Origin of the sequence: Chlorobium sp., from assembly GCF_021740465.1 — a bacterium.
Taxonomy (GTDB): Bacteria; Bacteroidota; Chlorobiia; order Chlorobiales; family Chlorobiaceae; genus Chlorobium.
In genome coordinates, this window is record NZ_JAIOZR010000004.1 from 131,852 (window position 1) to 153,137 (window position 21,286).

The window sequence follows — 21,286 nt, forward strand, 5'->3', positions numbered from 1 at the left end:
AAATCCGAGATGACTGAGCCCCATACGAGGCGGAACGAAGGGCTTTTCCTGATGACGCTTGCCAGCATCCCCGGACTTGGGCCGGCAAGAATCAACGCCATCGTCACCCGTTTCGGCTGCACACCCGATCTGCTCAGGGCATCTGCGGATGTTTATCTGGAAGTGCCTGGTATAGGTAAATCGCTGGCGGAAGAGATAGCCGGTTTTCTCTGTAACCAGAAAAAACGACGCAATGCTGAAGAAAACGCTCTTCTGCAGTATGAAGAACTCGAACGACATCAGGCCAGGCTGGTCACAATATGCCATCCCGGTTACCCTTCTCTGCTTAAAGAAATTTATGACCCACCACCCTTTCTGTTCATTCGTGGCTCACTTTCCAATCCGGAACCGCCATCGATAGCCGTAGTCGGTACCAGACAGGCATCAGCCTATGGGAAACAGGCCGCCGTGCAGTTCTCTGGAGAACTTGCATCCAGGGGCCTGCAGATTGTCAGTGGACTTGCATACGGGATTGATATGTCAGCACATGAAGCCGCCATAAGGGTTGGAGGAAGAACCATCGCCGTACTTGCCAGCAGCGTCAACCAAGTCTACACTGATCCGAAGGGGAAAATCTGGCCAAAAATCATCGAACAAGGCGCCCTCGTTTCCGAAGAATGGTTTGGATCCGAACTGCTCCCCGGAAAATTCCCCAAACGGAACCGAATCATTGCGGGAATGTCAAAAGGCACACTCGTCGTTGAATCCGATCTGAAAGGCGGTGCCCTTATTACCGCCTCATACGCTCTCGAACAGAACAGGGAAGTCTTCGCCGTGCCGGGAAGCATCTACTCCACAAAATCGAGGGGAACGAACCGGTTGATCCAGACAGGGCAAGCTAAAGCAGTTCTCGGAATAGAAGATATTATCGACGAATTACAGGTACCCTCCTGTTCCGTTATGCGAAACAAACCTGGTCATACTATTCCCCAGGAAATATCGCTCTCCGCAGAAGAAAAAAGACTCATTTCAGGTATGGACGAAAAACCGGTTCACCTGGACATGCTTGCGGAAAAAACCGGACTCGATATATCGGTTCTGCTTGTTCTGCTGTTTGAACTTGAACTGAAAAAAGCCCTTATCCAGTTACCTGGCCAGTTTTTTCAGAAAATATGCTGAAACGACATGACGGCGGGGTCACTGATCGATACCGGCCAGATAACGTTCATAGGTATCCCTGTGTATGAGTGAATATTCCCGCGCCTTTTCAGATATGTAAAAGATACGGTATCCCTTTTTATAGAGAAGATCCAGTGATTCTTTTGTTTTTTTGACCGGAACGGAACTGAAACGGTGATGAAACTCCACAAGAAGCTGGTAAACAGGAACATCATCGGAAAGAAAATCCTCTATAACTTCATATTCTGAAGCCTCAATATCCATTTTAAGGATATCAATACCATCAACACCAAGCTCTGCTGTAATCGTAGAAAGCTTACAAACAGGCACAGAGATCCCCTCATCAGCACCGAGACCTTCATTCATCATGGTCATCATTGACGTTGACCTGCGACCTTTCGACATTCGCGGGAACAGCTGCATCTGACCATCCCTTCTGCCGATTGCATAAGCATGAAAAAAAAACCTGTCCGGAAGATCAAGCGTCTTTATCCACTCTATCCACCTGGGAGTTGGATCAAAAGCATGAACAATACACCCGTAAGTTTTAATCATGCCGGTATCAAAGCCGATATCATTACCCACACCGAGAGACAGAACAATACTGTTTCGATTGATACCGATAGGACATATGCACCAGTCATGCAGCAGTAGCTGATCACAGTCAAGCTCGAGTCCTTTCAATACTTCCTGGCCGATAAGCTGCCTTGCAACTGTTTTTAGTTTGTTATAGATTCCCATGGTAAGTTTCTTTTGTGCGATGTGTTAGCAAGTATACAGATATTTTCGTAAAAAACGCTTAACTGACAACCCATGCATGCTGTCGCCTTGCGACCAGAAAACGATGCCTTATGACAAAGCACGATAGATTCCTGCTTGTTATGGATTTTATCCGGGAATTCTTACCTTTGAAAGGTATAAATCAAATTATACCTCGCGAAGAAGGTTATCAACAACAAAAAACGAAAAGATACATGATGAAAATGATGCACGGAGCCGGGCGTATGATGAACATGTCCCGAAGGATGATAACGGCTGTTATCCTCGGTGTAATCCTTGTTTTCCCGGCAGCGTTCGCTGCCCAGGGCGCAGAAAAAATCGGCGTCGTGGATTTCAGCAAAATCATTCAGCAGATGCCTGAAACGAAAAAAGCTGAAACCACCCTGCAGGCAACCGCCGCTCCGCTTCAGAAGGAGCTCGACCGTCTCAAGCAGGATTTCGAAAAATCAGTTGCCGCATACAAGCAGCAGGCTCCGACCATGACAAAAGCTGCAAGAGACCAGAAGGAAAAGGAACTGAACCTTAAAGGCCAGGCTGTCCAGAAGTACCAGCAGGAAAAGTTCGGACGTGGCGGGATTGTTGACAAGAAAGAGCAGGAACTGATTGCCCCGATACGGCAGAAAGCGCTCTCTGCAGTGCAGGCTCAGGCACAGAAAGACGGCTTCAGTCTTGTCCTTGACAAGTCGGTCATGGTTTACGGTTCCCAGGAACATGACCTTACCGTAAAGGTTATGAGTCAGCTGAATATCAAATAATACCGTTACAGGTCAACATTGAAACTGCCTCTCTTTTTTCTGCTTCTGGCGGTTATGCTGTCTTCAGGCGGCTGCGGCGCTCCCGGCGAGGAGCGTCGTTCGCTTGAACCCGATTTCAACACAGAAAACCATCCTGTTCAGGAAAGCTGGAACATCACTCTTTATCTTACGGATGCCGGCATCCGCAAGGGATCAATCAAGGCCGGACATGCCGCAGAATACAGCAACAAGGGGAAAAGCTCCTACTATCTTGACCGCAGCGTTACGGTTGTCTTTTACGGAAGGATCGGAACCCCTCCGACAACCATCAATGCCGACAAGGCGGTTATCCATGAGAACCAGGACATAGAAGCATTCGGCAAAGTTGTCGTCACGGCAGGCAACAACACCGTTATCAGAACCACTTATCTCAGGCGGACAGCAGGAGACGCCATGATACGCTCAAACCGGCATGTGACGATTACCGGAGAGGACGGGACCATAGAGGGAAAAGGATTTGAAAGCGATCAGTCACTTAAACGGTACCGGATATTCCAGGGAAGCGGCGAAGGTTTAATCAAATAAACAGTACATTCTCTTCATGAAATTACATTTGCTGAAATCAAAAATACATAACGCAATCGTAACAAGCGGCGACCTTGAATATGAAGGCAGTATCACTATCGACAGTGAACTGCTCGACATGGCGGAAATGATTCCGAATGAAAAAGTGCTTGTGGTCAATAACAATAACGGTGAACGCTTTGAAACTTACATCATCAGAGGCCTTCACGGTTCAAGGGTGATACAGCTTAACGGCGCAGCGGCACGATGCGCCCTGCCTGGCGATGAAATCATTATCATGACCTTCGCGCTCATCGACAGAGAAGAAGCCCGCAGTCACAAACCGATGGTACTGATCGTCGACCGTGAAAACAATCCCAAACGCCGGCACCGGATCGGCGAAGAAGACGAACTACTCAGTTGATCCGTTAAAACAACAACTTTCACTCAATAGCGATCCATGGCTCTTGCAATACTGATCATGGCTGCCGGTAAAGGCACGCGGATGAATTCCGACCTGCCAAAGGTACTGCATCCGGCTAACGGCAAGCCGGTAATCGAGTATGTGCTCGATACGGCAGGCAAACTGCATCCTGACAAAACCGTACTGATCGTCGGCCATCAGGCTGAACTGGTCGTAGAGGCTACCCGAAATTATCCCGTTATACCGGTGCTACAGGAACCGCAACTCGGTACCGGGCATGCCGTCATGCAGGCAGAACCGCCATTGCACTCCTTTTTCGGTGAAGTCCTGGTTTTATCGGGAGATGCCCCTCTTGTCAGAAGCCGGACTCTTGAACAGCTCATCGCTTTCCACCTCAGTGAAAAAGCTTCCGCCACAGTGCTTACCGCAGAACTCGACGATCCTTCAGGATATGGAAGAATCATAAGAGACCGGCTGTCCGGAGACGTTTTACGAATTGTCGAACATAAGGATGCCTCTCCTGAAGAACGGCTGGTGCATGAAACCAATTCGGGTATATATGTTTTCAATTCGAAAGTGCTGTTTGAAGCACTCGGAGAATTGCGAGCGGACAATGCACAACAGGAATATTATCTGACCGATGTCTTCGGTATCTGTTTTGGCAAAGGGGAAAAGGTCAGTGCATGGCTGGTTGAAAATGCAGACGAAACCCGCGGCATCAATACTCCGGAACAGCTTCGGGAAGCCGAAGAACTGCTGAAAATACCCAAGTAGAGATCAGTGCCACTCCTGCCTCACTTTCTTGAGCGGCGGGGTTTTCTCGTTTCGGATTCATCGGCTATTTGCTGCCGGCTTCCGGCAGCAAGAACTGTTGGCGAGGCATCATCAAGCCTGGCCTCATCTTTCTGGATGCCTGTGGAGCGCATGGAGTAGAACTCAATAAGATTCCCGTCGGGATCCATAACAAAAAATGCCCGGCCTTCCCGTCTGTGTGCCGGCTGAGTGACAAGATGGACTCCCCGGTCATCAAGATAGACGGCCGCTTCGTCTACTTCACCGTCAGAGGCAAGCCTGAAACCAAAATGGTCGACCCTGATATCCCTCGCTTCAGGCGCTCCCGGCGTTTCCGCCTTGACCAGAACAAGCATATCGGAATTGAGACGCAGGTAGGTGATATTTGCGCCCACTCTGTGATCGATTTTCAACCCGAGAGTGCCTGCATAGAAATCCTCGGAAAGCCTGAGGTCGTTGACTCTCAGGGTGATCTGGCTAATCCCCGTCAGTTTCATCATCTTCAGCCGGAACCGGTTTGGTTTCTATGGACTTCTCGACAGCATAGTCATATTTTCCTGCCAGATACTCGCCAACTGCCTTGTGCGAAGCTTTTTCCCTGCCTTCGAATTCAAGACTGATCGCGATCTGTTCAGGAAAAATCCGGTCCGATTCTGATTCGCTGGCAGGGTTGCGGATCATCTCCTTATAGGGAAGCAGTTTTTCCTCAAGCTCGGAACGCTCCTCTTCATGTATCTGGCGTGCTCTTTTTGAAATAGCAACAACCGTTTCGTATAAATTGGAGTGCGCGCTTCTGAGTGTATTCAGATCAACAGGTTTAACCGACATATAGCTTTAGATTTACGTAGTTGAAAGGAATCTCGTGATCTTCTCTGTAACCTCACCGACCACCCGCTCAAGAGTGTCGTTGATAACAATTTCATCGAACTCTTCGGCATGCGCAAGCTCAAGTGACGCACGATCAAGCCGCTCCTGAAGGCCCTCCTGTTGCGCGCCCCCCCTCTTAATCAGCCGCTCCCTGAGCGTATCCATATCGGGTGGCTTGATAAAGATAAGCAACGCACTGGCCGGAAAGAGTTTTTTCAGGTTCAGGGCACCTTTGACGTCGAGATCGAGCAGCAGATTACGGCCCGCATCAATTGCTTCACGAGTCTTGTCAAGCAATGTTCCGTAGTAATTACCGAAAAAAAATTCATATTCGATAAAACCACCCCGGTTGATCCGCTCTTCGAAATCCTGCCTGTCAAGAAAATAGTAGTGAACGCCATGCTCTTCACCGGAACGTTTCGGGCGAGTGGTTGCAGAAACAGAAAACGCAATATCTCCGATCCGCTCGAGCACCTCACGGGCAATGGTCGACTTGCCGGTACCCGACGGCGCCGAAAAAACTATCAGCTTTCCTTTGGGAGCGCTTTTCGCCATGATAGCCTCACTCAATATTCTGCAGCTGCTCGCGAATCTTTTCAAGCTCCTCCTTGATGTGGACAACCTGCTGGGAGATTTCCGCATTCTGCGATTTCGAGGCAATGGTATTGGCCTCGCGCAACTGCTCCTGAAGAAGGAAATTCAGTTTTCTGCCCGTACCGCTTTCATTGTTGTGCAATTCTTCGAGAAAAAACTTGTTATGACTGGCAAAACGGGTCAGCTCTTCGGTAATGTCGAGCTTCTCGGCAGCAAGCACAAGCTCCATTTCAAGACGGTCGCGACTGTAGGCAATATCCCTGCCTGCAACACTCTCGACTTTTGCGGCAAGCCTTTTGCGTACCTGTTCGACGTTTTCCTGTGAGAGCCGGCTGATCCCGGCCAGAGTAGTTTCAATACCGGCAATCCGGGAGGAAAAGTCCAGCAAAAGCTCTTCGCCCTCCCTCCGGCGCATGGCTTTAAGAGCATCAACGGCATCGGGAAGCACCGAGCAGACTGCGGGCCACAACCATTCGGCGTTCTCTTCCCTGCCGGCTTCGTTATCGAATATTTCGGAAAACTTCAGAATATGCTCAAGCGCAACAGGTGCCTCTATGCCGGCTTCCTGCCTGACCGTTTCGAGCAGTTCCCTGTATGCTTTCACCCGCGAAGGGTTCACGACAACCGGAATCTGCAGATCGCGCTCGGTCTGAAGCTGAATCAATAAGGATATTTTACCCCTCTGAAACCGGGAACGGATAAGCTCCCTGATCTCCAGCTCATAGCTTGACAACTGACGAGGAAGTTTTACACTGATTTCCGCAAACCGGTTGTTAACCGAACGAAGCTCGGCAAGAATCCTCACACCATTTTCCACACGTTCCGCACTGCCGTACCCGGTCATACTTTCCAACATAACATCTCCCTTGCTGCGTTCTTTGTTTGAAGAAAAGCTGCAGGATCATTTCCCGCAGAAATCAGGCAACAATAAAACAGCTTACTTGCGAAGATCAAGATCAGCAATCACTTTACGGTAGCGGTCGATATCGACGTTCTTCAGGTAGTTAAGCACCTTTTTGCGCTTGCCGACCAGCATGAGCAGACCACGGCGGGAATGCTTGTCCTTGGGATGCTGCTGAAGGTGGCCGGTAAGATCGGTGATCCTGCGGCTGAACAGGGCAACCTGAACTTCGGCTTTTCCGGTATTCTGGCCGGCTCCACCGAACTGCGTAACGATTTCGCTCTTGTTCTCTTTAGTCAAACTCATATCGATGCATTTAGTATGTTAAATCAAATGACCTGTAATATAATATTATTCAAAAAACAACTCCATCGTTTTTTTATCTTTTTCAAGCTGCTCCCGAAGCGCCTCGAGCGAATCGAATTTTTTCTCGTCCCGGATAAATCCATGCAGGCGGAAACGAAGTTCCTTGCCATAGAGTGAGCCCGAGAAGCCTGAGATATGCGCCTCGACAATTACTCCGGCGTCCTGCAGACCGAGCGTTGGCCGGGTGCCGATATTCATCATTGCCCTGAAAGGTTTCCCTTCGATTTGCGTGGTTGCCATGTAAACGCCTCTGTGGGGCAGAAGCTTCGCCGGATCGAAGATCTCCAGATTGACGGTCGGGAACCCGAGTTCACGACCGAGTTTCCGCCCCTCCACCACTTTCCCGCTTATAACATAGGGCGCTCCGAGAAAGCTGTTAGCCTCCTTGATCCGCCCGTTTTTCAGCATGCTTCTGATCCTCGTACTCGATATATGCGCTCTTTCGATACGAAGTTCTTCAACCACCTGCACCGTAAAGCCGAACAGCTCCCCAAGCCCTGCAAGCGTCGTGCCGCTCCCGCTCCGGCCTTTTCCGAACCCGTGATCGTATCCTACCGTGACCGTTTTTGCCGAAAGCGTTCTGGCAAGAAGCTTCTCAATGAATTCCCTGGAACTCCATGCCGCAAGTTCGGGAGTAAAACGCACAACGACCAGTAAATCGATACCCAGACCGGCAATCTGCTCGATCTTTTCGTCAAGCGTCGTAAGCACTTCGAGCCGGTCTCCGGCATCAGCGTTCAGCACCAGCCTCGGATGCGGATCAAAGGTCACCACCACGCTTCTGAATGAGCACCTGCGTGCGGTTTCGAGCATGCTCGAAATTATTTTCCGGTGCCCGCAGTGCACGCCGTCAAAGGAGCCGATGGTTACTGCCGAATCCACAGGATCAAGCATGGCGGGCGAACCGTCGCCGTACCAGAGCCTTTGGTTATGGTAAAAAACAACCTGCATCCTGATTTTAACTCCTTTGGCCGGACGAAAGAGAACACCCTGAGATAATGGTATCAACCGTTTCCTGAACGCTTCGTGATACGCTGATATCATACGAACCTATCGCTGTCCTTCGAAGCGAAGCAAGGTATCCGCCAACCCCGAGAGCCCTTCCGAACTCATGGGCGATCACCCGGATATAGGCTCCCTTTGAAACTTCCAGGACAAAAAAAACATGCGGAAGCTCAATGGCAGTTATCTCAAACCGGTGAACCATTATCTCCCTTTCCCTGCGCTCCCTGACGACATGACCTTTACGGGCAAATTCGTAGAGCCGTCTGCCGTTATGCCAGACAGCGGAGTGCATCGGAGGCTGCTGCAGGGATGGACCGATAAATGAGGCGGCGGTATCCCGTATCTGCAACGATGTCAGGTGGCCTGTATCACAATGTCCGTACTCGGAAGTCTCCGTATCGTGACTTTCCGTCAAAGCTCCAAGCCTTATTGAACCCTCATAAACCTTATCAAGAACCTCGAGGCTCGAAATCTCGCGGGTTTTGCGTCCGGTTGCAAGAATCAGGAGACCTGATGCCTTCGGATCGAGAGTTCCACAATGTCCCACCTTGCGCTTCAACCCGCATTTCCCGTACGCATTCCTGACTTTTGCCACCACGTCAAACGAAGTCCAGTCTACCGGTTTATCAACCAGCAGAAAAACGCCGTCGTCACAGCACACCTGTTCAATACCCTGTTCCTGCATCATAAGCCTTATGCCGAAAATCCTTCAATCGTTTTGTTCCGGCGATTTTCTTACCTCTCGGAGCAACTGCTCGATACGACTGGCCTTTTCGTAAAGGCGGTCTTCATAAAACTCAACCTCGGGAATTCTTCTGAAATGGTGACGGATATTGGCCGAAAGCAGCTTTCTGAGATATTTGGTCTCTTCGTGCAGCCAGTCCATCACCTCCGCCTGCTGCTGTTCGGTGCCGATAATGGAGACATAGAAGCGGACAATACTGAGATCGGCCGTCACCTTGACGGCAACGACCGTCAAGAGCGCCCCCCCCCGGGGAAGTTCTTTTTCAAGAATCGAACCCATTTCATGCTGAAGCAGCGAAGCTACTTTTTCAGTACGTATCGACATAACCTCCCGTTCCGCTGTTCAGAGTTTCCGTTTCTTTTCAACAATCTTGTAAGCTTCAACAATATCACCGACCTTGATATCGTCATAATTTTTCAGGGAGACGCCGCACTCGTAGCCCGCATCGACCTCCTTGACGTCATCCTTGAATCGCCTGAGCGCATCGAGCTGACCGTCATAGATCTGAACCCCCTCGCGCAGCAGGCGTACCTTGGAATCCCGGAATATCTTGCCCTCAAGCACGTAACAGCCGCCGACATTGCCGGCCTTCGGCACACGGAACACCTGCCGCACTTCGAGCGAACCAAGGCTTTCCTCGTGAAGTTCAGGCGACAGCATGCCTTCAAGCGCTTTTTCGACATCCTCGAGTACATGATAGATGACGCTGTAGAACCGGACATCGAGATCCTCTTTTTCGGCAAGCTTCTTGGCGTTGACGTTGGGCCGTACCCTGAATCCGATAATAATGGCATCGGAGGCCGCGGCAAGCAGCACATCGGTTTCGGTAATCTGACCGACGCCCTGATGAATGATCTGCACCTTCACCTCTTCGTTATGAATCTTCATGAGGCCGTCAGCGAGCGCCTGGATAGAACCGTCGGTATCGGCCTTGATGATCACGCTCAGCTCCTTCATGAGGCCCTCCTTGATCTGACGGGCGATGCTGTCGAGCTTGACCCTGGTGCTTCTGCGGAACTCGTGTTCACGGCGGATAACCTGGCGTTTCTGGGCAAGATCACGGGCATCCCTGTCGGAAGGCATGACGGTCAGAGCGTCTCCTGACTGGGGAAGATCCTCGAAACCAAGCACCCTGACAGGCTGCGAAGGACCGGCGAACAAAATGCGCTTTCCCCGCTCGTCCATCAGGGCGCGAACCTTGCCCATCGTGTTGCCTGCCACGAACGGATCGCCGACCTTCAGAAAGCCGCGCTGTACCAGCACGGTGGAAATAACGCCCTTGCCCTTGTCGAGCTCGGATTCCACAATGATACCGCTTCCTCTCACATCGTGTGAAAAATTCCCTTTCAGCTCCCTGATTTCAGCCTCGGTCAGCACCTTTTCCATCAGTTCGGCAATACCGATACCTTTTTTCGCGGAAATCTCCTGGCACTGATGTTCTCCGCCCCACTCTTCGACAAGCACACCGGCTTCCGAGAGCTGGCTCTTGATCTTTTCAGGGTTGGCTTCAGGCTTGTCCATCTTGTTGACGGCCACGACAATCGGCACGCCTGCTGCCTTGGCATGGTTGATGGCTTCTATGGTCTGCGGCATGACGCTGTCGTCAGCCGCAACGACGAGAATGACAATATCGGTTACCTGGGCACCCCTGGCTCTCATGGCGGTAAACGCCTCATGACCGGGAGTATCCAGAAAGGTGATTTTTCTCTGTCCGGCAACGGTTACCTCATAAGCACCGATATGCTGGGTAATACCTCCCGACTCGCCCGCAACGACATTACTGTTTCGGATATAATCAAGCAGTGAGGTTTTTCCGTGATCGACATGGCCCATGATCGTCACCACCGGCGGACGTATCTGCAGATCCTCCGGCTCGTCCTCCTCCGCTACAACAGCCGTCGCTTCAACCTCCGAAATGAATTCGGCCTCAAAACCGAACTCAAGCGCTATAAGCTCGATAGCCTCTTTATCGAGACGCTGGTTGATGGTTACAAACTTGCCGAGAGCAAAGCATTTCTGGATGATATCCTTGGCGGTCACACCCATCAGGTCGGCAAGTTCATGCGGAGAAGCGTACTCGGTAACCCTGACGATCGCCTGCTGCGATTCACGAAACGCTTCGGCGGCTTCAAGTTCACGCTCACGCTCGATCTTGCGCATCTTCCGGAATTTCTGACGCGATCCCGTACCGGCGCTCTCATCCATGCCGCTGATGGTTGTCCGGATATTGGCCGAAATCACTTTATCGTCGACTTCCGGCTTTTTCTTTTTCTTGCCCTTCTTCTTTTTGGAAGCATCGTCCGCGGCCGCTGCGGCACCGGCTTCACCTGCCGGCTTGGCCGGTTTTTTGGCAACAGTCTCACTGCCACTCTCATCCTTTGCGCCTGTATCGAATTCACCCTTCAGCGCATCGGCCTGTTCCTGGAAATTCTTTTTACGTGCCTTCTTTTTTCTATCCCCATCACTGCCGCGTTCAAAACCTGAATGCATGTCAAGGGTACCGATAACCGTCAAACCTCCAATATTCTTGGGAGTTTCAAAAGAAACAAGCTGTTCGTTCACCGAAGGCTCCTCCCTGACCGGTATTTCCGGCTGTGAAGGTTCTGTTTCTTCGTCTGCACTAATCTCCGGTTCTGCCTGAACTGGCTGTTCCGGATGGACCGGCAGGTCAGCCGGCCCACCCTGATCGGAAAGCTCCGGCAGATTAATGTCGACAGCCTGAACTGGCAGTTCCTCCGCCTGAAGCGGCTCGGCAACAGCAACTTTCGGGGCCGGTGCGGAGGGATCCTTTCTCGCATCCGAAACCACGGGAGCCGGAGAAGCACTGCTGAGGGTTTCCTTCAGCTGTCGCTCCTTCTCATAGGTTTTTCTGGACTGCTCTTCGAGTCTTGTAAGCCTGCGCTGTTTCTCCTGCCTGATTTTCAAGGTCTCATCGACCATTTTCTTTTCGACACTGAAATGACCGAAAATCATTTCACGCATACCCTGATCAACCATGGAGGATGTAGAGGCCACTTTGCCCCCTTCCTGTTTGACAAACTGCAGGACTTCCTGCGGACTGACCTGAAGCTCTCTTGCTATGTCGCTGATACGGTATCTCTTTTCCATCTCCTCAATGGCCATTACATCCTCCTGTCGATTTTATAAACTCTTAATCCTTCTCTGTTTTCTCTGAGGGCCAGCTCCATTCATGCATCAGCTTCCGTAGTACCGGGCTCCTGCTCGCCGCTCTCGTCGAACAGATCATGCAGGTCCGCATCAGTGAACTGCTCCTTGACTGTCCGGTAGATATTGTCGGCAATCTTTCCCCAGTACCGCTTCTCCTCATCCGTAACCTTCCGCTCCCTCGGTTTGATCGGGGGTTTACGCGACGGTTTTCCGAAAACAAGAATCTCCTCGTTCTTTACCGGCCCGACAAGCGCCTGCTCAATCTCTTCAACTCCGGCTTTCAGTACTTTTTTGGCAGTATCGAGACCGGCATCGAGAAGCTGGTAGATCATGTCGTCACCAAACTCTTCACGGAACTCGATGATATCGATATCGGTCGGGTCTTCCATAGATTTGTCGATCACATCTCGATAGACATCGATCTCATAACCCGTAAGTTTTTCCGCCAGATGGATGTTGTTGCCGTTCTTGCCGATGGCATATTTGATCTGATCGGGCTTGAGCATGACCCTTGCCTTGCGGGTTTTCATATCAGCATGAACCGTCAGAGGGTCGATCTTTGCCGGCTGGAGTGCCCTGGCGATATAAATCTGCGGTTCGTCGGTGTAGTAAATAACATCGATATTCTCATTGTTGAGCTCCTTTACAATGCTCTGGATGCGCTTTCCGCGATAACCGACACTCGCTCCCACAGGATCGATTCGGGCACTGGTAGATTCCACCGAAACTTTCGCCCTTTCGCCGGGCACGCGGGCAATGCCCTTGATAACAATGAGACCGTCGAGTATTTCAGGAACCTCGTGTTCAAAAAGTTTGTAGAGAAAACGGTCGTCGACCCGCGATACGATAACCTTCATGCCTCCATCGGGTTTTTCCCGCTCCACCACCCCGCCGTCGTCGAGACGCACCTTCACTTTTTCCCGCTCGATCCTCTTGACATAGAGCTTCATTCGGGGAGTTCTGCGGGGATTGTCTTTTTTCATCATCTCCGCTTTGGGCAGCACCAGCTCGACCCGGTGATCTTTCGAGGTATTATAGGTAAAAATCACCTCGTTGGAACGCACCTGATAAACCTCGCCGGCAACAACCTCGCCGACTTTTTCAAGGCACTCTTCGTACACGACAAGCCGTTCAAGATCGCGAACCTTTTTCTGCACGGACTGCTTGATAATCTGTATCGATTTCCTGCTCAGATAATCCTCAAGACGAATCGGACCCTCTTCGTAATAATCCCCGAGCTCAAGTGATTCATCGATTTTCCGGACTTCGTCGAGACTGATTTCAATAGCCGGAATATCGACTTCACTGACAATCTTCCTGAGAAGATAGACCTCGAAATCACCCCGCTCCGGATTGATGAAAATATTGGCTTCAACTTCCGGATCATAGTCCTTGCGAAGCTGTTTCTGAATGATATCCTTGAGAAGGTCGGCAATATCCATCTTTACAGCCGCACTCTCCGTTTTCTTGTCAAGAAAAATCTTCGACTGCTCGATTTCACCGAACGCACTGGCAATCTGCGCCCGTCTGTCCTGACCTTCCGCTTTTACCTGCTTTCTCGCCATCTCTTTGCTAGATTGTGCTTTTGATAAAAAGAAAAATTTCCTGCATGCCCACACTCTCTCTCTGCTACCACTCCACTTCCGGAACAGCCCTGACGATTCGCTCAAGAACAAGCTCTACGGCTGTACCTCCACTGCCGGAACTTTTTTTGCCGGCAGTGACCGGAACCAGTTCCAGAGCAGTAATGGTATCTCCGGATTTCAGAACCCTCTGCAGGCGTCCTGTCATTTCCTTCTCTTCCTGCTGTTCACCCTTATAGACAACCTTCAGCAATCTGCCCGTATGCCGGATATACTGCCTCGGCATCAGCACCGGTTCGCCAAGCCCCGGCGATGAAACCACGAGATCGAAATCCTCGCCTGTAAGCGCCGGCTGCTCAATGTCGATTTCGATCTGCTCCCGGATCCGTCGACCGAAAAAAGAGCACTGGTCGATCCGGATACCGGTGTCACTGTCAAGCAGAACCTCGATTTTCCTGTGTTTTCCGGAGCCTTTTACCTGCAGGCGGACAAGATAGACCCCCTCACCTTTCGTACCCGTAGACAGCTCCAGTACCCGGAGAACACAACGCTTGATTTTCTCTTCCATTATCACCGGTTCATCTGTTCTTTTTTCGGAAAACAAAAAAGTGGGGAAAGCCCCACTTCTACTTCAGTCAACCTACGCCTGTTCGAACCCCGTTTTAGAATGTACTAAAAAAAGGCTCAATAGTCAAACATACTAACGGCCCAACCGCTCGTCATCCTTGAGCTGCGTGTCAATCACTTCGTAATCGGCTTCCTCAACCTGCCTGCGGGAATCAGAAGGAGGAACGCTGCCTGCTGCAGGAGGATCTCCCCCTTTGTATCGTATGAAAAGCCCATTGCCCAGTGCTTTGAGCACCAGACGAAAAACAAGGAAGAGCAGCAGGACAAGAAGAATGAATTTCAGCATCGTCACAGCAAATCATCTTGGAAAAACCCCCTTTCAGGAAAACGCACTACGAAACCGGAGCAGCCAGAAGAGCCGCGAGACGATCTTCCCGGATCCGGTAGCGGAAAACCTCGATACCGTCAACAAGTATAACAGGAATCTGTCTCCCGTATTTCTCGAGGAGATCCGGCTGCGAAGCTATATCGATCTTCTCGAGAACAAAAGGCTCGGCAGCCTGGGCCTTGTAGAGAACGGCCATTGCCTGGTCACAGAGACAGCACTCCTTTTTTCCGTAAAGGGTAACGGTATGAAGCCTGTTCATCGGAGATTCCCGTTTACAGGCGTCTGCTGCTGCAGAAAAGTGACCACGCCGTCAAGAGAAAAGGTCTCCTGACTGGACGACACAAGGTTCTTCAGCGCATAGAGCCCTGAAGCAAGTTCGTCGCCACCGACAAAAAGCGCCGATGCAGCATGCATCCTGTTGGCTTCGCGAAGCTGGGCTTTCATGCTTCTCCTTGCAAGGTCGATAACCGTGCTGATGCCCGAACGGCGCAGCTTGCCGGCGATCTCGAACGCCCGGTCAAAATGCTCCGGCTGCTGCACGACAACAAAGACCGAGGGACCTTCTGGGGCCTGCTGCTGAAAAAGCCCCTGTTTCTGCATGGCAATCAGAAGACGCTCCATCCCGACGGCAAAACCTGCTGCAGGAACCTCCGACGGACTGCCGAGCTCGAGTGCAAGCGAATCGTACCGCCCGCCCCCCCCGAGAGCATCCTGGGCGCCGAGCTCGGAACTGGTCACCTCGAATGCCGTATAGCTGTAATAGTCGAGCCCCCTCACCAGGAGGTGATCGATCTGAAAGTCGATCCCCCTGCCGGAAAGGTATGCAAGCACCTTTTCAAAATCATCGACGGCGTCGCTGCTCAGGTAGTCACGCAGTTTCGGCGCTCCGGCAACAATATCCTGCATCTCGGGATTTTTCGAATCGAGTATCCTCAGGGGATTTTTTTCGAACCGCTCCCTGGATGCTTCGTCAAGCCGGTCGAAAGAAGGTGCAAGATAGGCTCTGAGTGCCTCGCGGTATTTTTGGCGGTCGTCCCTGTTACCTAGCGTGTTGATTCTCAGGCGGAGCCCTTTGAGGCCAAGCGACTCGAAAACGTGCATCATGAAAATGATCACCTCGGCAACCGCAGCAGGTGAAGAGGCCCCAAGAAGCTCCGCTCCGAACTGCGAAAACTGCCGCTGCCGGCCGGCCTGGGGACGCTCTTTGCGGAACAGCTCGCTGATGTAATATAGTTTCTGTACCGGAGAGGCAGCCAGAAGGTTTTTCTGCAGCACCGCCCTCATGACCCCTGCGGTCATTTCCGGACGAAGCGTAATCGAGCGTCCTCCGGGATCGGGCTGAAACGAGAACATCTCCTTGCCGACGATATCGGTTGAAGCTCCTATACTGCGCTGAAAAAGCTCGGTGTATTCAAAGACAGGGGTCCGGATTTCGCTGAACCCGTATGTAACGGCAAGCCGGCTTACAACCTCCTCGACATATTTCCATTGAACCATTTCATCGGGGAAAATATCCCTTGCCCCCTTGACAACCTGATAGTGCGACATACTCTACGGTGAACCTCTCCTGTTAGGCTGATTGCGTTATATCTGAGGAAAATCCTTTTCCTCCTCCCGGAACAGATCAAGCACCTCCGATGGCGATTTCGATGCAATCAGACGCTCGCGAAAATCGGCACGGCCGGCAAGCCTTGTAATGCGACCAAGCAGCTTCAGGTGCTCGGCAAGCATCGTTTCCGGAGTGGCGAGAAGAAAAATGATCCGTACAGGTTCATTATCGATGGAATCGAAATTGAGATCTTTCTTCAAGGTGGCAAGAGCCAGTACCGGCTGACTGACTGCCGGGGTTTTTGCATGGGGAAGCGCTATTTTTTTACCGATCCCGGTTGACATTTCCTGTTCCCGTCTGAGTACATCATCCCGTAACCGAAGCGCATCCCTGATACCGGCGTGGCCGGACACAATCGAGAGCATTTTATCGATGACCTGGTTTTTTGTTTCCAGTTCGAGATCCAGGGCAATACAGCCTGCAGAAAGAAGACTTTCGATTTTCATTATCACAAGACCTTGCAGTTAACCCTTTCCGCCTAATAAGAGCCGGCTTCTTTTCAGAGTGAAAAGAAGCGGTAATATAAAAAAATTTGATCCCGCACGGCACTCCCCTTTCCACACAATGCCGGAGGATTGCTGGAACCCTGCGATTAATTATCATGTCAGCGCTCGCTCCCATCAACTCCGAAAAAGCGGGAGGCAGTCCAGGCATGGCGCAAATCCCGAATCAGGAGCATTTCAGAGAACCCAAAAACTAAGCGATCATGTCGAAACCCACGAATCCCAGGCGGATATGCTAAAGCCGGGAAGATAAAAAATAAACAATCGGAGCAACAAACATGATAGTATCGAATCGGTCAAGTACACCCCCATGACCGGGAATGAGGGCGGAAGAGTCCTTGACTCCCGCATCGCGCTTGAACATTGATTCGATAAGATCCCCGGCAGGACTGACCGAACCGATTAGCACACCGGTCAGAAAAACCGGCAGCATTGAGAGACTCGACATCTGCTGAAAACAGAAAGCGGAAGCCGCAATGCTGCCGGCAAGTCCCGATATATAACCCTCCCAGGTTTTATGCGGGCTAAGCCGCTCGAACAGCTTGCGTCTGATAAGCTTCCCTCCGAGCAGGCTGCCACCGAAATAAGCCGATATATCGGCAGCCCACACACAAATGAACATCAGAAGAACCAGCGACTCGCCCTCGCCATTGTGCCCGTGACGGCGAAGCTGCAGAAGCGCTCCGAAAGAGAGATTCACATACAGGAGCACCGTCAGGACGGAACCGAGATTAAGCAGGGGCGAGCCCTCCTTCCGGAAAAGCTCTATCACAAAAAGCAGCAGCACGACACCCAGCAGCAACTCCCAGGTTTCGAGGGCGGCCGCATAAAAATTAAGCTGGATCAGCACCGTCAGAAACAGCACGAGCCAGAGCGGCGGCGGAACGGCTTTGTGCAGGGCAAGCCGATAAAACTCGTAGGTCGCGGCAAGCGCAAGTACAAGGAGCAGCACAAAAAAAGGAAGCCCCCCGAGCCTGATAATCCAGACAAGAAGTGGAATGCCGACAACAGCTACAACTACCCGCTGCAGCAAATTGAAACTCAGGAGCTTACCCATAACAGAAAATTGTGTATCCAGGCATACGGCTTCACGTCGAGGAGCATGAAGCCCTGAACCGGTGCATAAAAAAAACAAAGAGCAGCAGACTGCCGGCGACGATCGGCCACCACCACAGGGAAAAAACAACGCTTGCCGGTGTAACGTCCGGAGTTGAACCAGCAGCATGGAGAAAAACAAGAGCCGCAAGATTATTGAGCAGATGCACAAAAAACGGTACGGCGAGGCTTCCGCTTTTCATGAAAATATAGCCAATATACCACCCGAGCAAAGTAAGAGGAACAAGATTGGCTGCACTCAGGTGAAAAACCGCAAAAGCAAAACCGGTAAAGAACACCGAACCGGCCGGAGAAAGCGCCTTGTAATAATTCTGCTGCAGATAACCCCGGAAAAACAGCTCTTCACAGCAAGCCGGAGTGAGGGCAAGCACGCTGGCCACAGCAATAGCTTCCGGAAAGGAATGAATGCCGGCAAGCTTTCCAATCAGGGCATCCATCAAACGGCGGCTTTCGAGAACCGCTTCGCCCGACCGCCCGAGAGCGGGCCAGAGAAACAGGTCCTGCAGCTCGGTAATGGAATGGAGGAGCGGCTGAAGACTCATCATGCCGAGCACGGCAAACAGAATCTGCCGCCAAGGGACACGATGTTCGATACCGAGAAATTCAAGCGGTTTCCATGAAAAAAAACCGCCTCCGCCGGCATGCATGCGGGCGAGCAGGAGTGCCGACAGGGCGAGTACAAGAATCTGGCCCGCAACCTGGGCAAGGCGCATGGCGCTGATCATCGAGGAGTCATACTGCAGTGGCTCCAATCCTGCCGTCGCCGCACCTCCGGGTATAACAAGCAACAGCAGAGTCCCGGCAATATTGTAAAGCAGCATGACGCCGATCAGCACTGCGGAGCTGAAAATAAAAGAGGGCCTCTCAAGAGAGAGCTGCCCTGAAGGAAGAAAATGCTGCATCATCGTCGACTTCAATGGAAAACAGGGCGGATATTGAAAATTTCAATTATTTTCACCGATACAATCGGAAAGTTGATGCTGATTATACAAAAATACGCAGGAAACGGCCGAAAATCCTTTGCTACTTTCCTAAAAAAGCTTTTCCCGGCATCCCTTGACGAAATAGGGAGATAGCTGGTCTCCAGAAGCAGAAAAATCCGATCACCGATAGTCACTTCTGCAGAAGAGACCTCGTCTGCTCTTCACAAATCCAGAACAATAGCGGCATGAAAATTCTTTTTATGAACTCCGCAAGAACCTGGGGTGGAACGGAAAAATGGACACGGATGGCCGCAGAATCCCTCAAAAATGCAGGCCACTACACAATCCTTGTCTACCGTCGGGACGTCGTCGGCAAAAACTTCACAATCCCGAAATTCCGCCTTCCTATCGCAAGCCACATAGACCTATATACTCTCTACAAACTCGTGCAGCTCATCCGGAAAGAGAAAATCGAAATCATCATTCCCACCAAGCGAAAGGACTATTTCCTGGCCGGCATTGCGGGACGCATCACCAAAACGCCTGTCATCGTCCGGCTTGGTGCTGACCGCCGGCTCCACTGGCCATGGCAAAGACTTATGTACTCCTCACTCCCAGCTGGTCTCATCGTAAACGCAGAAAAGATCAAGGATACCCTTCTCCAGACCGGATGGTTCCGGAAAGAACGGATCAAGGTTATATACAACGGGCTGGACACGGAAGAAATCGACCGGCTGAAACATGATCCGGCTGAAAAACCCTATCCATTCACCATCGGAGCACTTGGCCGGATCACAAGGAACAAAGGATTCGACTACCTTATCCGATCCTTTGCCCTTTTCCTCAGACAGAATCCTCATGCCGATGCAGGACTCGTTATCATGGGAGAAGGGGCCGATCAGCCGGAATTCGAAGCTCTGGCAAGTAAACTCGGTATAGCACACCGGGTACGGTTTACCGGTTTCATCGCAAACCCTTATCCGATGCTGCAGAAATACGACATCTTTACCATGACATCAACAAACGAAGGCCTCTCTAACGCACTGCTCGAAGCCATGTACCTTGATTGCGCCCCTGTCAGCACAATTGCCGGCGGTGTACGAGAAGTTATTGATGAAAGCAGCAACGGTTTTCTCGTCGACTACGGTAACGAAGAACGCCTTGCATCGATCATCGAAAAGCTCTACTGCAATGAAAACGAAAGGAAAATCATCTCCTGCAGGGCAAAAGAAACAGTAGTCCGGCAATTCACCGTCCCCGTCATGACTGAAAGCATTGCTGCCTTCTGCAAAGAAATCGCTAAAAACCCCCTGTAAAATTGAGAAGAATCATTCCGGCCTAACAGTCAAAGATGCGACACTAATTCCCTCGCAAGTAAGCTGCCGGAAAAGAGTTCACCAAGATCACGCTCGAAAGTTGCCCACTTGCGACAGATTACCCTGCGTCCAAATCGTTTGAAGTATGATGCAATTGGCAGTAACTGGTTATTGCCGATCCCGTCGATCAGAATGAAGCGTCCGTAACCATCAGCCATTCGACACCAGACAAGATTCTCGGCTTTCAGTTCTCTTACGATAATATTCTGTGACAAGAGATATCGCTTCAGATCCAAGAGTGCTGAAACCATCATGACAGCTGCATCGGCACTGTCATCCGACAACAGATAATAGTGCAACGTTCGCGAAACAGTACCATCAAAGTCGAGAGGCATCTCGAAAACAGCTCCAGGCCCCTGGTCGGTCAGTACCGTTTCATGGTACCGGGCCACCATCTCCCAAGAGATCCTGTGCCTCATCAGCTTTCGGTAATATTTCAGTTCCTCTGAGGTGATTTTCCGGGCAGGATTCTTCTGTACCTTTACACACTTGCCTTGGTCAGCCGGATGCTGGTAACAGCGACGAGAAGAGCCTTTTCCAATAAGCCTGGCTTCCTCAAGAGAGATAAAACCCATTTACAAAACAAAAAAAAGTTAACCTGATATTTTGGATAAAAATTAATCAAATAATTTTCATAACTGCAACAATCACGTGACAGTTGAAGCACACTGAACAAAAATCAGTTTTTTCTCTCGCACAACGCAATTTTTTTATGCTGAAGCACTCTTTCAGAGTATGAATTTTCTTTTCCTGAATTCCATTCGTAATGGGTAGGGCGTCAACGAAGCGAAAGAATTATGTGCTTGCCCATCCTGGCATGCTGCTCTGCAACCGAAAATGGAAACACAAAGTGACGCTCAACAACCTCACCGACGGTGAGGTGGCCCCCACCCAATAGACAAAAAGTGGCCGAGTTTTAGTTGGTAACCGGCTGTTTATGCAGCGGAAAGGCGCTGCCCCTCTTGATCATTCAATTCTTTTCTCGGCTCGTTTTTCAGTTGATACTTGTCAACGATTCCGGCCCCGCCTCCCGTGCCCGATTGATAGACCTGATCCGGAGTGCTGTAGGCCAGAGCTTGATGCATCCGTTCACCGTTGTAGAAGACGAAATACGCTTTCAATC

General features: G+C 50.9%; 25 protein-coding genes and 1 pseudogene. 6 read left to right on the forward strand and 20 right to left on the reverse strand.

Annotated elements, in window-relative coordinates; translation table 11 throughout:
• The first annotated feature begins 9 nt into the window (after window positions 1–9).
• Complete coding sequence (gene dprA / locus K9G39_RS03195; RefSeq protein WP_292003482.1) at window positions 10–1,158, forward strand: DNA-processing protein DprA; 1,149 nt, start codon at window positions 10–12, stop codon at window positions 1,156–1,158.
• 18 nt (window positions 1,159–1,176) lie between these two features.
• On the opposite strand, the gene K9G39_RS03200 is transcribed toward dprA, so the two are convergent.
• On the reverse strand, window positions 1,177–1,899 hold the full coding sequence (locus K9G39_RS03200) for an FkbM family methyltransferase (RefSeq protein ID WP_292003483.1): 723 nt from the start codon (window positions 1,897–1,899) through the stop codon (window positions 1,177–1,179).
• 233 nt (window positions 1,900–2,132) lie between these two features.
• Here K9G39_RS03200 and K9G39_RS03205 point away from each other — a divergent pair, with 233 nt between their 5' ends.
• From K9G39_RS03205 to K9G39_RS03220, 4 genes are read left to right on the forward strand one after another with little or no spacing between them, the layout of a single operon-like run.
• The gene (locus tag K9G39_RS03205) at window positions 2,133–2,693 is read left to right on the forward strand and encodes an OmpH family outer membrane protein (RefSeq protein WP_363319355.1); all 561 of its coding nucleotides are present in this window, start codon (window positions 2,133–2,135) and stop codon (window positions 2,691–2,693) included.
• Between the two features lie 18 nt (window positions 2,694–2,711).
• Window positions 2,712–3,257 (forward strand): LPS export ABC transporter periplasmic protein LptC, encoded by a 546-nt coding sequence (gene lptC / locus K9G39_RS03210; protein WP_292003484.1) that lies wholly within the window; start codon window positions 2,712–2,714, stop codon window positions 3,255–3,257.
• Between the two features lie 16 nt (window positions 3,258–3,273).
• On the forward strand, window positions 3,274–3,660 hold the full coding sequence (panD, locus tag K9G39_RS03215; RefSeq protein WP_292003485.1) for an aspartate 1-decarboxylase: 387 nt from the start codon (window positions 3,274–3,276) through the stop codon (window positions 3,658–3,660).
• Window positions 3,661–3,696: 36 nt separating this feature from the next.
• Window positions 3,697–4,434, forward strand: coding sequence for a sugar phosphate nucleotidyltransferase (locus tag K9G39_RS03220; protein WP_292003486.1), 738 nt, complete (start codon window positions 3,697–3,699; stop codon window positions 4,432–4,434).
• A gap of 20 nt (window positions 4,435–4,454) precedes the next feature.
• Here the strand turns inward: K9G39_RS03220 and K9G39_RS03225 are convergent, their stop codons facing one another.
• From K9G39_RS03225 to K9G39_RS03305, 17 genes are all read right to left on the reverse strand, one after another.
• Entirely contained in the window at window positions 4,455–4,952 is a 498-nt protein-coding gene (locus K9G39_RS03225) for a VOC family protein (RefSeq protein WP_292003487.1), read from the reverse strand.
• Complete coding sequence (locus K9G39_RS03230; protein WP_292003488.1) at window positions 4,930–5,280, reverse strand: DNA-directed RNA polymerase subunit omega; 351 nt, start codon at window positions 5,278–5,280, stop codon at window positions 4,930–4,932. The genes K9G39_RS03225 and K9G39_RS03230 overlap by 23 nt, the downstream gene beginning before the upstream one ends.
• A 12-nt stretch (window positions 5,281–5,292) precedes the next feature.
• Complete coding sequence (gmk, locus tag K9G39_RS03235) at window positions 5,293–5,874, reverse strand: guanylate kinase (protein ID WP_292003512.1); 582 nt, start codon at window positions 5,872–5,874, stop codon at window positions 5,293–5,295.
• Between the two features lie 7 nt (window positions 5,875–5,881).
• Window positions 5,882–6,769, reverse strand: a complete 888-nt coding sequence (locus K9G39_RS03240) for a YicC/YloC family endoribonuclease (protein WP_292003489.1) — start codon at window positions 6,767–6,769, stop codon at window positions 5,882–5,884.
• A gap of 81 nt (window positions 6,770–6,850) precedes the next feature.
• A complete protein-coding gene (gene rpsO / locus K9G39_RS03245) occupies window positions 6,851–7,120 on the reverse strand; it encodes a 30S ribosomal protein S15 (RefSeq protein ID WP_292003490.1) in 270 nt (89 codons plus the stop codon).
• 45 nt (window positions 7,121–7,165) lie between these two features.
• Complete coding sequence (locus K9G39_RS03250; RefSeq protein WP_292003491.1) at window positions 7,166–8,131, reverse strand: bifunctional riboflavin kinase/FAD synthetase; 966 nt, start codon at window positions 8,129–8,131, stop codon at window positions 7,166–7,168.
• Between the two features lie 7 nt (window positions 8,132–8,138).
• Window positions 8,139–8,870 (reverse strand): tRNA pseudouridine(55) synthase TruB, encoded by a 732-nt coding sequence (gene truB, locus K9G39_RS03255; protein WP_292003513.1) that lies wholly within the window; start codon window positions 8,868–8,870, stop codon window positions 8,139–8,141.
• Between the two features lie 24 nt (window positions 8,871–8,894).
• A complete protein-coding gene (rbfA, locus tag K9G39_RS03260) occupies window positions 8,895–9,254 on the reverse strand; it encodes a 30S ribosome-binding factor RbfA (RefSeq protein WP_292003492.1) in 360 nt (119 codons plus the stop codon).
• An 18-nt stretch (window positions 9,255–9,272) separates the two neighbouring features.
• Window positions 9,273–12,053: a translation initiation factor IF-2 gene (gene infB, locus K9G39_RS03265; RefSeq protein ID WP_292003493.1), complete on the reverse strand. Its 2,781-nt coding sequence runs from the start codon at window positions 12,051–12,053 to the stop codon at window positions 9,273–9,275.
• 65 nt (window positions 12,054–12,118) lie between these two features.
• Window positions 12,119–13,663, reverse strand: a complete 1,545-nt coding sequence (gene nusA / locus K9G39_RS03270) for a transcription termination factor NusA (protein WP_292003494.1) — start codon at window positions 13,661–13,663, stop codon at window positions 12,119–12,121.
• Between the two features lie 64 nt (window positions 13,664–13,727).
• Complete coding sequence (gene rimP, locus K9G39_RS03275) at window positions 13,728–14,249, reverse strand: ribosome maturation factor RimP (RefSeq protein ID WP_292003495.1); 522 nt, start codon at window positions 14,247–14,249, stop codon at window positions 13,728–13,730.
• A 132-nt stretch (window positions 14,250–14,381) separates the two neighbouring features.
• Entirely contained in the window at window positions 14,382–14,600 is a 219-nt protein-coding gene (locus tag K9G39_RS03280) for a hypothetical protein (protein WP_292003496.1), read from the reverse strand.
• A gap of 40 nt (window positions 14,601–14,640) precedes the next feature.
• On the reverse strand, window positions 14,641–14,895 hold the full coding sequence (locus K9G39_RS03285; RefSeq protein ID WP_292003497.1) for a glutaredoxin family protein: 255 nt from the start codon (window positions 14,893–14,895) through the stop codon (window positions 14,641–14,643).
• On the reverse strand, window positions 14,892–16,184 hold the full coding sequence (gene hisS, locus K9G39_RS03290) for a histidine--tRNA ligase (protein ID WP_292003498.1): 1,293 nt from the start codon (window positions 16,182–16,184) through the stop codon (window positions 14,892–14,894). The genes K9G39_RS03285 and hisS overlap by 4 nt, the downstream gene beginning before the upstream one ends.
• 36 nt (window positions 16,185–16,220) lie before the next feature.
• On the reverse strand, window positions 16,221–16,691 hold the full coding sequence (locus K9G39_RS03295) for a PTS sugar transporter subunit IIA (protein ID WP_292003499.1): 471 nt from the start codon (window positions 16,689–16,691) through the stop codon (window positions 16,221–16,223).
• 292 nt (window positions 16,692–16,983) lie between these two features.
• Window positions 16,984–17,805, reverse strand: coding sequence for a phosphatidate cytidylyltransferase (locus K9G39_RS03300; RefSeq protein WP_292003500.1), 822 nt, complete (start codon window positions 17,803–17,805; stop codon window positions 16,984–16,986).
• Window positions 17,806–17,836: 31 nt separating this feature from the next.
• Window positions 17,837–18,769 (reverse strand): CPBP family intramembrane glutamic endopeptidase, encoded by a 933-nt coding sequence (locus tag K9G39_RS03305; protein WP_292003501.1) that lies wholly within the window; start codon window positions 18,767–18,769, stop codon window positions 17,837–17,839.
• 263 nt (window positions 18,770–19,032) lie between these two features.
• Between K9G39_RS03305 and K9G39_RS03310 the strand changes: the two genes are divergently transcribed.
• The gene (locus K9G39_RS03310; protein WP_292003502.1) at window positions 19,033–20,103 is read left to right on the forward strand and encodes a glycosyltransferase; all 1,071 of its coding nucleotides are present in this window, start codon (window positions 19,033–19,035) and stop codon (window positions 20,101–20,103) included.
• Window positions 20,104–20,132: 29 nt separating this feature from the next.
• Here K9G39_RS03310 and K9G39_RS03315 read toward each other — a convergent pair whose 3' ends face one another.
• Together K9G39_RS03315 and K9G39_RS03320 are read right to left on the reverse strand one after the other, a co-directional pair.
• Entirely contained in the window at window positions 20,133–20,738 is a 606-nt protein-coding gene (locus tag K9G39_RS03315) for a YrbL family protein (RefSeq protein ID WP_292003503.1), read from the reverse strand.
• A 360-nt stretch (window positions 20,739–21,098) separates the two neighbouring features.
• Window positions 21,099–21,286: pseudogene (locus K9G39_RS03320) on the reverse strand (hypothetical protein); the annotation flags it as partial.